We start from the raw sequence: 16,146 nt of genomic DNA, 5'->3' as shown, positions 1-16,146 counted from the left end.
CTTGTCTGCTCCCTTCACTGTCGGGCCGAGGTGGTTCCGGCGGCGGGGTACTCGCCGTCGGCCACCGCTTCGGCCCACTCGGTCTTGCCGAGCGAGATCGCGGTATGGGTCATGACGGCGTCCGGAGCGGCGCCGTGCCAGTGGCGTTCCCCGGCGGGGACCCAGACGGTGTCCCCCGCCCGGAGCACCTCGGGCTGCTCGCCGGCGGTGCAGATCAGGCCGCGGCCGGCGACGACCTGCAGGATCTGCCCGTGCTCATGGCTGTGCCAGTAGGTGCGCGCGCACGGCGAGAAGGTCACGGTGTTGATGGTCACGCCGTCCGTCGCCGGCATGGTCAGGTAATTCCACACGTCGCCGGTGAACTGCGAGCCGGGCTTGCCGGCGGTGCCGGCCTGCTCCGCGGCGCGGGTGATCTTCATGCTGACTCCTTCGGGTCGTGCAGGCGGATCCCGCCGGAGACGTCGCCGATCGCGTCCACGACGGTGTTGCTGATCTCCTCGGCGTACCCCAGGGCCTTGGCCAGACCGAACGCCGCCATGGGCCCGGACGAGTGCAGGCTCGCCACCCCGAGTCCCGCGACGAGGTCGGTGTAGGCCATGACGTCCTTGAGCATCAGGGTGTTCGTCAGGCCGCCCTTGAGGTAGTCGCCGTGAATGATCTTCGGAAAGCGGTTGAGGGTGGCGAAGTTGACGCCGGAGCTGGAGTTGAGCACGTCCAGGAGGACCTGCAGGTCCAGGCCGGCCTTCTTGCCTGCGATCATGACCTCGGCGGTGGCCGACAGCGCGATCGCGTTGAGGAAGTTGTTCAGCAGCTTCGCCGCGTGCCCGGCGCCCGAGCCACCCAGATAGAAGATCTTCGCCGCGAAGTGGTCGAGCACGGGCCGGATCTCGTCCAGTGCCTCCTGCTCACCGCCCACCATGAGGGTGAGTTCGCCCTTCTCCGCCGCGGCGGCACCGCCGGAGATGCCGGCATCCACGTAGGGCACCGCCCGCTCGGCGAGGAGGCCGTGGATGCGGCGGGTGGACGCGGGATCGGAGGTGCTCAGATCGACGATGATCTGACCTTCGCGTGCCGCACGCAGCACCCCTTCATCGCCCAGCACGACCGCTTCGACCACCCGGCTGCTGGGCAGCGACAGCAGGACGATGTCGGCGTCGCGGACGACGTCGGCGGCGGACTCGGCGAGCTTCGCCCCAGCCCCCGTGACGTTCTCCGTCCGGGTGTCGAACCCGAGCACCTCCACGCCGTCACGGACGAGGCAGCCTGTCATGCGCCCACCCATGTTGCCCAGGCCGATGAAGCCCACTCGTTGTCCGGTCACTGTTGTCCCCCTTGCGCGAAGTTGTTGCCGTACAGCGCCCGGTCCACCACGCCGGTGTCCCAGGCGCCCGCACCGCCGGACGGCCGGACCGTGTTCAGCCAGGACGCCCCACCGTCGGCCGAGACGACCTGACCGGTCAGGTAGGAGGCGTCGTCGCTGAGGAGGAAGGCCACGACCGAGGCGATCTCCTCCGGCCGGCCAGCGCGCCGCAGCGGTGTCGTCGACGCCCGGCGTTCCATGTCGCTCTTGCCGCCCACCGTCGACCCACCCGCCGCGAAGAGCTCGGTCGGCACAATTCCCGGCGCTACCGCGTTGACCCGGACGCCGAGGGGACCGCCGTAGACGGCCGCGCCGCGCACCAGACCGACGACGGCGTGCTTGGAGGTCTGGTACGCCAACAGATCGGCGCTGCCACCCAGGCTCGCGATCGACGCGGTGACCACGATGTGTCCGACGGTGCGCCGCTGCTGGAACTGCCGGAACGCCGCCCGGACACCGAGGAACTGTCCGCGGACGTTCACCGCGTACACCCGGTCGAAGTCCTCCACGGTGACGTCGGGCAGGGTGGCGAAACGGCCGAAGATGCCAGCGTTGAGGTGGAACAGGTCCACCTGGCCGAAGGCCGCCACTGCCTCGCTCATGTAGCGGTCGACATCAGCCTCGCTGGAGACGTCGGCGGCGACCGCCACGGCTTCGGTCGGCAGCGACTCGGCCACCGTCCTGGCCGACTCGCCGTCGATGTCGACCACGACCACCTTGGCGCCCTCGGCCGCCAGGCGCTCCGCCGAAGCCCGGCCCAGGCCGCCGCCGGCGCCGGTCACCAGCGCCACCTTTCCACCGAAGCGGGACGACGTCCCCACGCTCACCTCTCCTGCCCGTCTTGACGAACCATGACCGGGTTTCACCTGGCAGCCCACCTCATCCGATCGTTCCGACCAGTCCCGCCAGCGGGCCCTCACCGGTGACTGTCAGGCGCTCCAGGGTGCTCGGGTCGTGCCCGGGGATGAGGATGACCTTCTCCTCGGCCACCATCTCCTTGATCCGGTCGAACCCCGCGTACATCGCCGGCAGGTCACTGACGAAGGCGAAGGGCAGGTCCCGCTCGAGCTCCTCGAAGTAGTGCACCGCGTCCGAGGCGAGCAGCACCGTGCCCTCCGTGGTGTTGACCCGCAGCACGCACTGGCCGGGGGTGTGTCCACCCACCTCCAGCAGTTCGATTCCGGGGGCGAGTTCCAGACGACCGCTGAAGGTGCGCGTACGCCCCTCGTCGCGGGCCTTGGCCAGTTCGTCGAGCTCGTTGAACTCCACCGAGTGGGCGAACTGCCGACGGAACCGCATGTCACCAGTCCAGAAGCGGAGTTCCGCCTCCGTCAGGACGACCTCGGATTCCGGGAAGTAGTCCAAGTTGCCGATGTGGTCGTAATGGGCGTGGGTTACTACGACCGGCGGCCGCGATTCGCCGCGAATGCCGAGCGCTTCGAACGCTCGCCATGGATCGACGAGGAATGTCCTGCTCCGCTTCTCGCCACCGTTGCGGGAGAAGCCGGTGTCGATGACGACCGTACGATGCTCGTTGCGGACCACCCAGAAGAAGTAGTCCATGTCCACGGCTTCGTCAGGGCACCCGTAGATCGGGTGGTTGAGGTACACCTCGCTCTTGCGCGTTGATCGGGTGCCGAACTTGACGACGAGCACCTGGTACGTGTCCGACTCCATCACCTTCCCCTGTCTGCTCACTCCGCGCTCAGTTCGCGAGAACCGGCTCGGCTCCCGAAGCAGCGTTGCTCCGATCCCAGTTCACGACCTCGGCGGACAGGTCGTTGTTCGAGCTCTCCGGGAGCCACTTGACCACGGCGACCAAGGCGATGAGAGCAACCGCCACCTGGTAGAACGCGGGAGCCACGCTCGAGGAGAGCGAGCTGGCGAGCCACGCACCGATGTACGGACCCGGTCCGGCGATGAAGGCGAGCGCGATGTTGAAGCCGATCGCACTGCTGGAAGACCGGGTGGACGCGGGGAACAGCTCGACGAGCATCACGACCGTGGTCACCGACACCAGGCACTGCGCCGCACCGAGCAGGAACAGGCCGAAGATGGTCAGCGCCGGGTTGCCGAGCCCGATCATGGCGAAGACCGGCACCGGCAGCAGGACGTAGCCGACTGTGCCGATGATGTTGAGCCGACGCCGTCCCATCCGGTCGGAGAGCCAGCCCGCCAGCGGGCACATGCACATGTACATCAGCAGGCCCGCGCCCGCCAGGTACAGCGCCTCGGAGCGGGGCAACTTCAGGGATACCTGGAGGTGGTTGACCACGTAGGTGGCCAGGTAGTAGTAGCCGAGACCCTGCACGGCGGCAAAGGCGATCGTCAGCAGGATGGCCTTGAGGTTGCGCTTCGCGCCCTTGCTGAGCGGGGACTTCGCCACCTTCGCCTGCGCCTGCAGCTCGGTGAACACCGGTGTCTCGTCGAGTCGGAGCCGGATGAGCAGGCCCACCAGGGCCAACGGCGCGGCGAGCCAGAACGGAATGCGCCAGCCGAACGACTCCACCTGCGCGTCGGTCAGGACGCTGTTGAGCAGGAGGGCGAGCATGCTGCCGACGAGGGTGGCCAGCGCGGCGGTCGCCGAGATGAGGCTGCCGTACCGCGCCCGCTTGTTCTTGGGTGCCCCTTCGATGAGATAGGCGGCCGAGCCGGTCCATTCACCGCCGGCGGACAGACCCTGGACACAGCGCATCAGAACGAGGAGCACCGGGGCCCAGATCCCGATCGACGAGTACGTCGGCAGGAATCCGATGACGAGCGTGGCGGCGCCCATCGCCAGGACCGAGATCGCGAGCGCGACTCGCCGTCCGTACCGGTCACCGATCGGTCCCAGGATCAGGCCCCCGAGTGGCCGGAAGAAGAACCCGACGGCGAACACCCCGAGAGAGGCGAGGAGCGCGACAACCGGATCGTCTCCGACGAAGAACAACTGACCGATGACGACCGCGAAGAAGCCGTAGACCGCGAAGTCGTACCACTCCATGAAATTTCCGATGCCGACAGCAAGGGCTACTTGTCCCATTCGTCGTGGCTTGCCCTGCTCCACCGCCGCCACCATGGCCGCCTCCTTCTAGTCGTCCATCACAACACCGTGTTACGCCCTCATGTCAGAGATGCACCTCACAGGCGCTTGTCGGACTGTATGACAATCCTACGGACGGGGCAATACCTGGGACTCCTTCTCTGCACCTGTTGTTCGGGTGGCACCTCACGCCCGTGACGAGTCCCTGCGGCAGGTGACTATCCGTGACCTCCGGGCAACCAACCCAGCCCGGTGGCCCGGGCCAGGAGGGCCGCGTACGGCACCGGCGATCGGCTCGCCGCCAGGCCGTCTCGTCGATGAGTGCAGGCTCGCCTCGAAGGAGGAATGCTGCGGTATCGCGCACTCGCCGTCGACCCCGAGGCCGTCGCCTGCGTGTCGGCTCGCGTCGGGTCGCTGCGGAAATGCCGGAGGCCCTGGCCGTCGTGGTCGCCGCGGAGCAGGCAGCGCCGGCCGCCGGGCATCAGCAGGTCGCAGAAGACCCGATGGCGTGGCCGGACGTGGATCAGAGCGATGGTTGAGCACCGCACGATCGACGGGTCAGGCGAACCGCACTGTCACGTCTCCGATGCCCGAAAAGACGGCACGCCAGGTGCCCGGACCATGCGCGCTCTGGTTGCAGAACGATCCCGTGATCACCCGTTGGCCGGCTTCGAGCCCGCGGCCGTAGCGGTGCAGCAGCGCGCAGAGGCGCGACAGCGACAGGAACGGGTCGTCCATGGCATCACCGGGGGTCCGGGTGGCGACCAGGGCGTCGTCGCGCCACAGTCCGACCGTGGTCGCGGTGAGGGCGGACCGCACGGGCGCCTCCGGGCCGACCACGATGCCCCAGTTGCCCAGGCCGTCGGCAATGGTTGTCGGGTCGTCCGCCTGCGCACTCAGCCGGCGTTCGTTCAGTTCGAACGCCGGCGCGACCGCCCGCACGGCGGACCTCGCGGCCGCCGAATCGATGTGGTCGCCGCGCAACGGCGCGCCGAGCACGAGGCACAGCTCCGGCTCCAGGTAGCACGACCTGATCCGGTCATGCCCGAGCACGTCCCCGGAGGAGAGCGTACGGCTCTGCAGGAGATAACCGAACGGCCGGAAGCCCTTCCCCATCACATCTCGACGTGGGCCGGAGGTGAGTCCCACCTTCCAGCCGGCCAGTCGCTCGCCTGCGGCCACCAGCCGGTCGAGCACGGCCAGCTGCAGGCCCAGTGCCTCGTAGACGTCCTGAGTGGCGGCGGTCGCGCCGGGGCCGGCACCGCCGTTCAGTCTCGCCTCGGCAAAGGCCCTCACCAGTTGCTCGTCGTACACGTCGAGTCCTTCGTCGGGTCTGCGGCGACCGGCTTTCACCGCCCTCGGCCGGCATCGGGAGCGGGGAGGGACGGACCGCCCGTCCCTCCCCGCTGCCCCGTCAGGCCGGCCGTCGGCAGATCGCCGAGTTGCGCCGGGTGCGGATCAAAGCCAGCCGGGCACGACGAAGATGAGCCACGTGACGATGGGGATGACCACCACCATGCTGAAGCCCCAGCGCATGAGGCCCTTGTAGACGTACTCCCGCTGTTCGTCGGTCGCGTTGGCGACGGTGAGCGCACCGCTCGTCGAGTACGGGCTCGAGTCGACGATGGACGACGAAAGCGCCAGAGCGGTGATCAGTCCGACCGCCCCGACGGCGTTGCTGCCGGTCAGGAACGGTACGGCGAGCGGAATCAGGGCGCCGAGGATGCCGGTCGTCGAGGCGAACGCGGACACGGCACCGCCGATGAAGCAGATGACGAGTGCGGCCATCAACGGGGCACCGATGGTGGCGACCTCCTGACCGAGCCAGTCGATCGTGCCGATGCTCTGCATGACGCCGACGTACATGACGATGCCGCAGACGAGCAGCACGGTGGGCCAGGCGACGTGGTTGACGGCGTTCTTGGCCGACTCCGGTGAGAGCAGGGTGAGGATCGCGGCCACGGTGACGGCGACCATGCCGACGTTGAGGTCGAAGAAGAGCGCGGCGACGGCGAGGCCCAGCAGCCCGATCACCGTCATGATCCGGTCCCGGTCCAGCCTGAGCGGCGCCTCCGCCTCGGCCGGCACGGTCGTGGTGGTGGTGGCGGCTCCACCCGACGACCTGGTCGCCTGGGCGGGCACGGGCGAAGGGGCCGACCCCGCGGCGACCGCGACGGCGCCGCCGGCCGGACGGGCGCCGGCAGCGTCTTCGTCGGCGAGGCTGACGCCGGAGTCCGAGGCTCCCTCCGTGGCGGGGTCGGAGGCCGGCTCCGCGCGCCGGTCCCTCGTCGTACCGGTGCGGGTGGCGCTGACCAGGTCCGCTTCGTCGATGGTGCCGGTGCCGGTGTCGAGGGCCCGGCGGGTGAGCAGTTCGCGGCCGCCCCACATGAAGTACGCGACCAGGCTGATGGCGAGGTTGACGAGGAACGAGGCCAGGAAGAGCAGGGTCGGGTTGCCCGGCAGCCCCGCCTTCTCGACCACACCGTTGGTGATGCTGCCGAAGATGCTGATCGGCGAGAAGCCGCCGGCACTGGCCCCGTTGATGATCAGCAGGCCCATCATGAGCGGGTTGATCTTGTACCGCCTCGCGAAGCCCAAGCCGATCGGGGCGATGATCGCCACCGCCGCCGGGACCACGGCCCCGATCGCGGTGAGGCAGGCGGTCACCAGGAACATGATCCACGGGATCAGGCCGACCCGGCCGCCGACCAGTCGGACCGCGGTCTGGATGAGCCAGTCGACCGTGCCGTTGGCCTTCGCGATGGCGAACAGGTACGTGACGCCGACGAGGATGACGAACAGATCACCAGGGAAACCGGCGAAGACGGCATCGGTCTTCTCGCCGAGGTCCTCTCCGTCGAGGACAGAGATGCCGACGATGAAGGCGGCGACGATCGCGAGCGCGCCGAGGTTCACCGGTCGGATCGTGGCTATCACGAAGATGAGGGCTAGGACGAGGATCGAGACGAGCTCTACCGACATGGGAGCCTCCCGGGTGAGGGGTCGGAGGTCAGCGGGATGGTGGGGCAGGAGCCGTGCCAGCCGGCAACTCGGTCTTCTTCCGGCGGTGTGCCGTCTGCCTCCCTCGGAATCGAGCTGGCAGATGTCCGTCCCGCTTGGACGGGCGGAGACGACATCTGGACGGACGCGTACCAGTGGCGGGAACCGGGGGCTGCACCCGCCGCGGCACGGACCGCATAACACGGACCTGTTTCCGCAATGCGAAAATCAAATTTCGTTCTCGGGAGTATGTGCTATGTCACATCGACCGTCAAGACCACCGACCGGTCGGCCCGTGAACCGTCCAGCCGGGACAGACCGCGGCGGTCCGCCGGACGGTCGGATGCTTGCGCTCTCCCGGCCGTTCGTTGATACGGTCTCCGTTATGCGGTAGACAACTTCCGCATGGCGGACTTTGTTACCTGAGAGGCAGCCTCGGTATGACCCCCACCGGCCGTCACTTCCTCCAGATCCCGGGCCCCACCAACACGCCGGACCGGGTGCTACGCGCCATGGCCGCGCCCACCATCGACCACCGCGGCCCCCAGTTCGCCGAGCTCGCACTGGAGGTGCTCGAGGCCGTCAAGCCGGTCTTCGGCACCACGCAGCCCGTCGTCATCTATCCGGCGTCGGGCACCGGCGCCTGGGAGGCTGCCCTGGTCAACACCCTCAGCCCCGGGGACCGCGTGGTGTGCTTCGAGACGGGCCACTTCGCGACGTTGTGGCAGGAGATGGCGCGCAGACTCGACCTCGAGGTCGACCTCGTGCCCGGCGACTGGCGGCACGGCGTCGACCCGCAGACGGTCGCCGACAAGCTGCGCGACGACACCGGCCACCGCATCAAGGCCGTCCTGGTCGTACACAACGAGACCTCGACCGGCGTGACGAGCCGGGTCGCCGAGGTGCGGAAGGCGATCGACTCGACCGGCCACCCGGCACTGCTGCTCGTCGACACCATCTCGTCGCTGGGATCCATCGAGTACCAGCACGACGCGTGGGGCGTCGACGTCACGGTGGCCGGCTCCCAGAAGGGGCTGATGCTGCCGCCCGGGCTCAGCTTCAACGCGGTCAGCCAGAAGGCACTGGACGCGTCGAAGAGCGGGCGGCTGCACCGGTCGTTCTGGGACTGGCAGCCGATCATCGAGGCCAACAAGCGCGGCTTCTTCCCCTACACGCCGGCCACCAACCTGCTCTACGGGCTGCGGGAGGCGCTGCGCATGCTCGACGAGGAAGGCCTGGCCAACGTGTACGCCCGCCACCAGCGGCACGCCGAGGCGACCCGACTGGCGGTCCGCGGCTGGGGCCTCGAGGTGCTCTGCGCGGACGAGCGCGAGCATTCGGGATCGCTGACCGGCGTCGTCGTCCCCGACGGGTACGACGCCGACAAGATCCGTGCCGTCATCCTGGACCGGTACAACATGTCGCTGGGCGCCGGTCTCGGCAAGCTCGCCGGACGGATCTTCCGGATCGGCCATCTGGGTGACTTCAACGACCTGATGCTCGCGGGCACCCTCGCCGGTGTCCAGCTGGGCCTCGTCGCCGCCGGGGTTCCGATCGACACCACCGGGATCAACGCGGCCCTCGACCGCCTGCAACGCCCCTGAGCCGCCCCGGATCTCGCCCTCGTCCGGTCCACAGAGGAGGCCAGTAAGCATGACCATCAGTGACGATCGCGTCGACCGGGACGTCGAGGAGCCCGGCCGGGACCTTGCCCGGGACCTCGAGCGCGCCCTCGACGGCGAGACCGGCTTCGACGCGTACACCCGCCACCTGTTCTCCCGGGACGCGAGCATGTACGCGATCCAACCGATCGGCGTGGTATTCCCGCGGCACGCGGACGACGTCGCGGCCGCCGTCTCACTGGCCGGGAGGTACGGCGTACCGGTGGTCCCGCGCGGCGGTGGCACGAGCCTCGCCGGGCAGACGATCGGCCCCGGCCTGGTGCTCGACCTGTCCCGGCACATGCACCGCATCCTGGACATCGACGCGGACGCCCGGCTGGCCCGGGTGCAACCCGGAGTCGTGCAGGACCAGCTCAACCGTGCGGCCGCCGCGCACGACCTGACGTTCGGCCCGGACACGTCCACCAGCAACCGCGCGACCATCGGTGGGATGCTCGGCAACAACTCCGCCGGCAGCGGGTCCGTCCGCTACGGGATGACGATCGATCACATCCGCGAACTCGACGTCGTGCTCGCCGACGCCTCCCGGGCCCGCTTCGCCCCGCTGGATCCGGCGGAGCGGACCCGTCGCGCCGCCCTGCGGACGCTGGAGGGGAGCCTCTACCGGCAGTTGCCGCACCTGCTGGAGACGTATGCGGGCGCCATCTCGAAGGACTTCCCGGCGTACTGGCGACGGGCCTGCGGCTACCGCCTGGACCGGCTCGCCGGCGACCCGTCGTTCAACCTCGCCCCGTTCGTCGTCGGGTCGGAGGGAACCCTCGTGATCGCGACCGAGGCCCTCGTGGACCTCGTGCCCAAGCCACGCCGGACGGTGATCGCGGTCGGCCACTTCACGTCGGTCCTCGGCGCCATCGAGGCGACCGAGGACGCCCTGGCCTGCGACCCGGCGGCGGTCGAGATGATGGACCGCACCATCCTCGACCTGTCCCGACAGAAGATCGAGTACGCCGACCTCGGGCGGACCCTCGAAGGCGACCCCGAGGCGCTGCTCTTCGTCTCCTTCAGCGGGGACGACGAGCGCCAACTCGTCGGTCAGCTCGATCGCCTGGCCGCGCTGTGGAGCAGGCATGGCCACGGGTATCACACGCTGCGCGCCGAGACGGCCCAGCAGCAGGCCCCGTTGCTCAAGGTGCGCAAGTCCAGCCTCGGCCTGCTGATGGCCGCCGGCAGCGGGACCCGACGTCCGCTCGCGTTCGTCGAGGACACCGCGGTCGACCCAAAGCACCTCGCCGACTACACCAGACGCTTCCGCGAGGTACTCGACCGACACGGCCTCCAAGCCGGCTTCTACGGGCACTGCTCGGTCGGTTGCCTGCACATCCGGCCGTTCGTGGACGTCAGCAGACCCGAGCAGGTCCGTGCGATGCGCGCGGTCGCGGAGGAGATCAAGGATCTTGTCCGGGAGTACGGCGGGGTCAACTCCAGCGAGCACGGCGACGGCCTGGTTCGCAGCGAGTTCAACCGGGAGATCTTCGGCGAAGAGCTGTACGAGGCGATGCAAACCGTCAAGGGCATCTTCGACCCGGAGAATCTCATGAACCCGGGCAAGATCGTCGACGCCCCGTCGATGACCGAGAACCTGCGTGACGCCGCGCTCCCCGCGGCGCCGCCGATCAGGACGCGGTTGACCTTCGACGTTGTCGGGGGCATGCGGGGGGCCGCGGACCGGTGCATGAACATCGGGCTGTGCCGCAAGAGCGAGACCGGTGCCATGTGTCCGTCGTACATGGCGACGCGGCAGGAGGAGCACGCCACCCGGGGACGGGCGAACGCACTGGTCAAGGCGCTCTCCGAGCCGGACCCCGCGGCGGCGCTCGGTGACGAGCGGCTGCACGAGATCCTCGACCTGTGCCTGATGTGCAAGGCGTGCAAGAGCGAGTGTCCGCTCGGGGTGGACATGGCGTCGCTCAAGGCCGAGGCCCTCGCACATCACCACGACGTCCACGGCGTACCGCTGCGCTCGCGGCTCTTCGGCGCCATCCGGCTGCTCAACCGCCTTGGCTCGGCCGTGGCGCCGCTGTCCAACCTGCCCGGCCGTGTCCGGCCGCTGCGCGGGCTGATGGACCGAGCCGCCGGCATCACGCCGAACCGTCCGCTGCCCGCCTTCCAACGGCGCAACCTCGTCCGCTGGTTCCGCCGCCACGCCCGCTCGGTGGACGGGACGGCACTGCTGGGCGAGGTGACCCTGCTCGCCGACTCCTTCACCACCTTCACGGAGCCGGGAATCGGTCGGGCAGCGGTGGAGCTGCTGGAAGCCGCCGGCTGGACGGTCCGGCTGGAGAGCGGGGGATGTTGCGGTCGCGCCAGCTTCTCCAAGGGCCTGCTCGACGACGCCAGAAGGAAGGCAGGGTCGCTGGCCAGAAGGTTGGTCCGCTCGTCGACGCCCGGATCTCCGATCGTCGGGTGCGAGCCCTCGTGCATCCTGACCCTGCGCGACGAACACCGGCAACTGCTTCCCGACGACCCTGACGTGCGGGATGTCTCCGGCCGGGTGCGTCAGGTCGAGGAACTGCTGGTCGAGGCCATCGACTCCGGCCGGCTGCGGCTCGCCGAGTCGGAGCTGTCCGGCCGACGCATCCTCTACCACGGGCACTGCCATCAGAAGGCCGAGGTCGGTACGGCCGCCACCGTGGCGTTGCTGCGCCGCATTCCCGGCGTCGAGGTGGTCGAGCTGGACGCCGGATGCTGCGGGATGGCGGGTTCGTTCGGGTTCGAGTCCGAGCACTACGAGCTGTCGATGGCGGTGGGCAACGACCGGCTCTTTCCGGCCGTCCGGGCGGAGCCGGCCGACACCGTGGTGGCTGCCACCGGCGTGTCCTGCCGTCAGCAGATCCGGCACGGCACGCAGCGGGTCGCCCGGCATCCACTCGAGCTGGTCCGCCAGTCGTTGGCCGCGAGCTGACCATCGGCAGCCGCTGACCCAGGTGCCGGCCGATGACCGGAGGATGGGCGCAATGGCGCGTTCCCGGTGCGGCCCCGGCGGCGCTGCTGTCGCAGCCCCGCCGGGGTTCAGCTGCTGCTCATGCTTACTTCTCGGAGGAAACCTGATACGCGGGAAGGGTGAGGAAGTCGGCGTAGTCGTCGGCCAGAGCGACCTCGAGGACCAGCTTCCGGGCCTGGGCGAACCGCTCCTCGTCGAACTGCTCCTTCCCCAGGGCGTCGCAGATCTTGGCCAGCTCCTCGTCGAGGATGCGCTCGACGAGCTCGCCCGTGACGGTCGTACCGGTGTCGAGCTCGACGTCGTTGTGCACCCACTGCCAGATCTGCGACCGGGCGATCTCGGCGGTCGCCGCGTCCTCCATCAAATTGTTGATGGCCACCGCACCGTTGCCGGCCAACCACGAGGCGAGGTACTGCACCGCGACGCTGATGTTGTTGCGCAGCCCGGCCTCGGTGACGGCGCCGGGGGTGCTTCGCACGTCGAGCAACTGGTCCGCGGTGACCGAGACCTCCTCGCGCAGCCGGTCGAGCTGGTTCTGCCGGCCACCGAGCACCCGGTCGAAGACCTCCTGGCAGATGGGCACCAGGTCGGGGTGCGCGACCCACGAACCGTCGAAGCCGTCCCCGGCCTCCCGCTCCTTGTCCTCGCGGACTTTCGCCAGCGCCAGCTGGTTGACCTGCGGATCACGTCGGCTGGGGATGAAGGCCGCCATCCCGCCGATCGCGAACGCCCCGCGCTTGTGGCAGGTGCGCACCAGCAGCTCGGTGTAGGCGCGCATGAAGGGGGCCGTCATCGTCACCGAGTTCCGGTCCGGCAGCACGAAGTCGGCGCCGGAGTCGCGGAAGTACTTGATGATGCTGAACAGGTAGTCCCACCGGCCGGCGTTGAGGCCCGACGCGTGCTCCCGCAGCTCGTAGAGGATCTCCTCCATCTCGAACGCCGCCGGCATCGTCTCGATCAGCACGGTCGCCCGGATCGTGCCGTGGGCGAGGCCGAGCCGCTGCTGCGCGAAGGTGAACACCTCGTTCCACAGCCGCGCCTCGAGGTGGCTCTCCATCTTCGGCAGGTAGAAGTACGGGCCACTGCCCCGGCGCAGGAGTTCCTCGGCGTTGTGGAAGAAGTACAGGCCGAAGTCGACCAGGGCGCCCACGACCGGCCTGCCGTCGACGAGCAGATGGCTCTCGTCGAAGTGCCAGCCGCGCGGTCGCACCACGATCGTCGCGAGTCGCTCGTCCTCGCGCAGCGCGTACTCCCGGCCGTCCGGGGAGGCGAAGGAGATCGTCCGGCGCACCGCGTCGTACAGGTTGATCTGCCCGCCCACGACGTTGCCCCAGTGGGGCGTGTTCGCATCCTCGAGATCGGCGAGCCAGACCCGGGCGCCGGAGTTGAGGGCGTTGATCGTCATCTTGCGCTCGGTCGGTCCGGTGATCTCCACCCGCCGGTCCCGCAGGTCGTCAGGGGCTGGAGCGACGGTCCACGCGGTCTCCCGCACCTCCCGCGTCTCGGGCAGGAAGTCGAACCGGTGGCTGCGGGCGACGGCGTCCCGGCGCTGGCGGCGCAGGTCGAGCAACTCGTCGCGGGGGGCGCCGAACAGCTCCTGCAGCTCTGCGACGAAGGCCAGTGCCTCGGGGGTGAGAATCTCGTCGCCGCGCGCAATCGGGCCGCCGGTCACGTCGATCTCGGGCATCCGGATCACCTTCTCCTGTCTCCCGCGGCCGATCTGGCCGAAGTCTTCGGCGCGGCACGAGCCGACCCCGCCGGGCGCCGATCCGCGCCCTTCATCATTGTGGATAATAATTTCCGCTTTACGGAAGTCAAGGGGAGGGTCGCGCGGAGGAGCCCCGGTCACGCCGGATAGACTTCTGCGATGCGGAAATAGCGCCGCGTGGCCGGTGACCCTCCCAGGCGCATCCGGGCGAAGGAGGATCTGAGTGACCGAGTCGAACCTGGACCTGGCTGGCGACGGCCCGCAGCCGAAAGGTCGGGTGCCCGGTGGCGTCCAGTCGCTGGAAAGAGCCTTCGAGCTGCTCGAAATCATGGCGGACGCCGGAGGCGTGATCGGACTGTCCCGGCTCGCCCAGGAGTCCGGGCTCGCGCTGCCCACCATCCACCGGCTGATCCGTACCCTGGTCGACCTCGGCTACGTCCGGCAGGAGCCGTCCCGGCAGTACTCCCTGGGCCCCCGCCTGATCCGGCTCGGCGACAGCGCGAGCCACCTGCTGGGCACCTGGTCCCGGCCGTACCTGTCCCGACTCGTCGACGCCCTCGGCGAGAGCGCGAACCTCGCGATGCTGGACGGTGACCGCGTCGTGTACGTGGCGCAGGTCCAGTCCAGGCAGTCGATGCGGATGTTCACCGAGGTCGGACGGCGCGTCTACCCGCATTGCACAGCCGTGGGCAAGGCCCTGCTCGCCCACTTGCCGCCGAGCGACGTGCATACGCTCCTCGAGCGCACCGGCATGCCGGCCCAGACCGAGCACACCATCACCGAACCACGCCGGTTCGCCGAGGAGATCGACCGGGTACGGGCCCAGGGCTACGCCATGGACGACGGCGAGCAGGAGATCGGCGTGCGCTGTGTCGCCGTACCGGTGCTCGGCATCGCGAACCGGCTGGCCGTCTCGGTCTCCGGGCCGGCGCCACGCATGACGCCCGACGTGGTCGAGCGGGCCGTACCGCTGCTGCGTCAGGCCGCCGAGGACCTGGCCGACGAACTCAGCGTTCCCCGTTCCGCGGGACCGGATCGCATCGCCGGCTGACGCCCGGCCCGGTCGTCAGAGCAGGGCTGTCGCCGCGGCGTGCGCACGGGCCCGCTCGACGTACCCCGCGGCGTCGCGCACGATGCCCACGCGTTCCGCCTCGGAAAGGTGACGCCGCACCCGCGCGGGCAGACCCGCGACCAGCGAGCCGGGCGGGACCACCGCACCCTCCAGCACCACCGCACCTGCGGCGACCAGCGAGCCGGAGCCTATCCGGGCGCCGTTGAGGACGACGGCTCCCATGCCGATCAGGACGTCGTCCTCGATGGTGCAGCCGTGCAGCACGGCGCGGTGTCCGACAGAGACCCCCGAACCCACGACTGTCGGAAAGTCCGGGTCGGCGTGCACGACGCAACCGTCCTGGATGTTGCTGCCGGCGCCGATGCTGATGTCCTCGGTGTCGGCGCGCAGCACGCAGCCGTACCAGACGCTGGCACCGGCCGCCAGCCGGACGGAGCCGACGATGGTGCAGCCCGGCGCCGCCCAGGCCTCGGGATGGATGTTCGGCGTGCGGTCACCGAAGTGGACGACCAGCGCTTGAGTGCTCACGATCGGGGCGCCTCCAGTCCAAGGGCAGTGTCGGAGCGGGACCGGCCGAGCCGTTCCAGCCAGGCCTCCGCCTCGGCCGAGCGGCCGCCGAGCGAGTGGCCGAGTTCGAGGACGAAGGTGTGCTGACCATGGTCGGTGAGCATCTCGAGGACCTCCTGCGGGTCCCCGCGCTCCAGGGTCGCCAGGATCGCGCGGTGCCGTTCGACGATTCCCCACAGTCCCTCGCCGGCCACCCTGGCCCGCTGGTTCATGCCCATGCAGAGCCGCATCTGCAGAGACAGGGAGCGGTAGGACTCCACGAGCCGGCGGTGGCCGGCCAACCCCACCACGGCCAGATGGAAGTCGAACGCGCGATCCGTGACCGTCGCGGCGTCGCCGGCCCGGGCGGCGTCCTCCAGGTCACGTAGCGCCGCCCGGCAGCGCTCGAGACGATCCGGCGATCGCACGGGTACGCCGAACTCGACCGCCATCCGTTCGAGCTGATCGCGGAGCGTGAAGATCTCGTACACGTCGTGCAGGGTGATCGGGACGACGATCACCCCGCGCCGGGGCTGCTGGACGAGCAGGCCCTCCTGCTCCAGCACGCGCAACGCCTCGCGCAACGGTGGCCGGGACACACCGAGCTGGTGGGTGAGCTGGTTCTCCACCACGCGGTCACCCGGCTGCAACTCGCCCGTGAGGATCATCTTCCGCACGGCGTCCGCGGCGAGCCGCGCCATGCTCGGCGGAGGCGCGATCCGGCGGGCCATCTCGTCCGGCCTCGTCACCGTCGTCCTCTCCGCCATCGGAACTCCTCGCCACGGGCCTTGTCTTCTGTAGACAACGGTGGA

General features: G+C 69.5%; 13 protein-coding genes. 3 read left to right on the top strand and 10 right to left on the bottom strand.

All coding sequences use genetic code 11. From position 1 onward, the window contains the following. Positions 1–14: 14 nt before the first annotated feature. The 7 genes from I8N68_RS14205 to I8N68_RS14175 form a co-directional block, all read right to left on the bottom strand. Positions 15–419 (bottom strand): cupin domain-containing protein, encoded by a 405-nt coding sequence (locus I8N68_RS14205; RefSeq protein ID WP_200210427.1) that lies wholly within the window; start codon positions 417–419, stop codon positions 15–17. Continuing rightward, the gene (locus tag I8N68_RS14200) at positions 416–1,321 is read right to left on the bottom strand and encodes an NAD(P)-dependent oxidoreductase (protein ID WP_307812826.1); all 906 of its coding nucleotides are present in this window, start codon (positions 1,319–1,321) and stop codon (positions 416–418) included. The genes I8N68_RS14205 and I8N68_RS14200 overlap by 4 nt, the downstream gene beginning before the upstream one ends. Next, positions 1,318–2,187: an SDR family NAD(P)-dependent oxidoreductase gene (locus I8N68_RS14195; protein ID WP_307812825.1), complete on the bottom strand. Its 870-nt coding sequence runs from the start codon at positions 2,185–2,187 to the stop codon at positions 1,318–1,320. The genes I8N68_RS14200 and I8N68_RS14195 overlap by 4 nt, the downstream gene beginning before the upstream one ends. A gap of 52 nt (positions 2,188–2,239) precedes the next feature. Continuing rightward, the gene (locus I8N68_RS14190; RefSeq protein ID WP_307812824.1) at positions 2,240–3,058 is read right to left on the bottom strand and encodes an N-acyl homoserine lactonase family protein; all 819 of its coding nucleotides are present in this window, start codon (positions 3,056–3,058) and stop codon (positions 2,240–2,242) included. A gap of 7 nt (positions 3,059–3,065) precedes the next feature. Further along, complete coding sequence (locus tag I8N68_RS14185) at positions 3,066–4,385, bottom strand: MFS transporter (RefSeq protein ID WP_267909581.1); 1,320 nt, start codon at positions 4,383–4,385, stop codon at positions 3,066–3,068. 558 nt (positions 4,386–4,943) lie between these two features. Further along, positions 4,944–5,699: a 2-keto-4-pentenoate hydratase gene (locus I8N68_RS14180; RefSeq protein ID WP_200210425.1), complete on the bottom strand. Its 756-nt coding sequence runs from the start codon at positions 5,697–5,699 to the stop codon at positions 4,944–4,946. 144 nt (positions 5,700–5,843) lie between these two features. Then, on the bottom strand, positions 5,844–7,367 hold the full coding sequence (locus tag I8N68_RS14175; RefSeq protein ID WP_200210424.1) for an SLC13 family permease: 1,524 nt from the start codon (positions 7,365–7,367) through the stop codon (positions 5,844–5,846). Between the two features lie 458 nt (positions 7,368–7,825). On the opposite strand from I8N68_RS14175, the gene I8N68_RS14170 reads away from it, so the two are divergent. Continuing rightward, positions 7,826–8,989 carry a pyridoxal-phosphate-dependent aminotransferase family protein gene (locus tag I8N68_RS14170; protein WP_200210423.1) on the top strand — a complete coding sequence of 388 codons (1,164 nt, stop codon included), beginning with the start codon at positions 7,826–7,828 and terminating at the stop codon, positions 8,987–8,989. A 49-nt stretch (positions 8,990–9,038) separates the two neighbouring features. Further along, positions 9,039–11,969, top strand: a complete 2,931-nt coding sequence (locus I8N68_RS14165) for an FAD-binding and (Fe-S)-binding domain-containing protein (RefSeq protein ID WP_200210422.1) — start codon at positions 9,039–9,041, stop codon at positions 11,967–11,969. Between the two features lie 124 nt (positions 11,970–12,093). Here the strand turns inward: I8N68_RS14165 and aceB are convergent, their stop codons facing one another. After that, a complete protein-coding gene (gene aceB / locus I8N68_RS14160; protein ID WP_200210421.1) occupies positions 12,094–13,695 on the bottom strand; it encodes a malate synthase A in 1,602 nt (533 codons plus the stop codon). Positions 13,696–13,939: 244 nt separating this feature from the next. Here aceB and I8N68_RS14155 point away from each other — a divergent pair, with 244 nt between their 5' ends. Continuing rightward, the gene (locus I8N68_RS14155) at positions 13,940–14,767 is read left to right on the top strand and encodes an IclR family transcriptional regulator (protein WP_307812823.1); all 828 of its coding nucleotides are present in this window, start codon (positions 13,940–13,942) and stop codon (positions 14,765–14,767) included. A 15-nt stretch (positions 14,768–14,782) separates the two neighbouring features. Here I8N68_RS14155 and I8N68_RS14150 read toward each other — a convergent pair whose 3' ends face one another. Both I8N68_RS14150 and I8N68_RS14145 read right to left on the bottom strand, forming a co-directional pair. Then, entirely contained in the window at positions 14,783–15,316 is a 534-nt protein-coding gene (locus I8N68_RS14150; protein ID WP_200210420.1) for a gamma carbonic anhydrase family protein, read from the bottom strand. Next, the gene (locus I8N68_RS14145; RefSeq protein WP_200210419.1) at positions 15,313–16,101 is read right to left on the bottom strand and encodes a GntR family transcriptional regulator; all 789 of its coding nucleotides are present in this window, start codon (positions 16,099–16,101) and stop codon (positions 15,313–15,315) included. The genes I8N68_RS14150 and I8N68_RS14145 overlap by 4 nt, the downstream gene beginning before the upstream one ends. Positions 16,102–16,146 lie beyond the last annotated feature (45 nt).

Source organism: Micromonospora coerulea (assembly GCF_016598485.1).
GTDB lineage: Bacteria > Actinomycetota > Actinomycetes > Mycobacteriales > Micromonosporaceae > Micromonospora > Micromonospora coerulea.
Note: the sequence above shows the minus strand (reverse complement) of the source record. Positions and strands in the feature narration are given on the sequence as shown.

Coding starts and splice junctions, on each gene's coding strand:
- I8N68_RS14205 (WP_200210427.1), bottom strand. CDS start 419: ATGAAGATCACCCGCGCCGCGGAGCAGGCCGGCACCGCCGGCAAGCCC.
- I8N68_RS14185 (WP_267909581.1), bottom strand. CDS start 4,385: ATGGGACAAGTAGCCCTTGCTGTCGGCATCGGAAATTTCATGGAGTGG.
- I8N68_RS14175 (WP_200210424.1), bottom strand. CDS start 7,367: ATGTCGGTAGAGCTCGTCTCGATCCTCGTCCTAGCCCTCATCTTCGTG.
- I8N68_RS14170 (WP_200210423.1), top strand. CDS start 7,826: ATGACCCCCACCGGCCGTCACTTCCTCCAGATCCCGGGCCCCACCAAC.
- I8N68_RS14165 (WP_200210422.1), top strand. CDS start 9,039: ATGACCATCAGTGACGATCGCGTCGACCGGGACGTCGAGGAGCCCGGC.
- aceB (WP_200210421.1), bottom strand. CDS start 13,695: ATGCCCGAGATCGACGTGACCGGCGGCCCGATTGCGCGCGGCGACGAG.
- I8N68_RS14145 (WP_200210419.1), bottom strand. CDS start 16,101: ATGGCGGAGAGGACGACGGTGACGAGGCCGGACGAGATGGCCCGCCGG.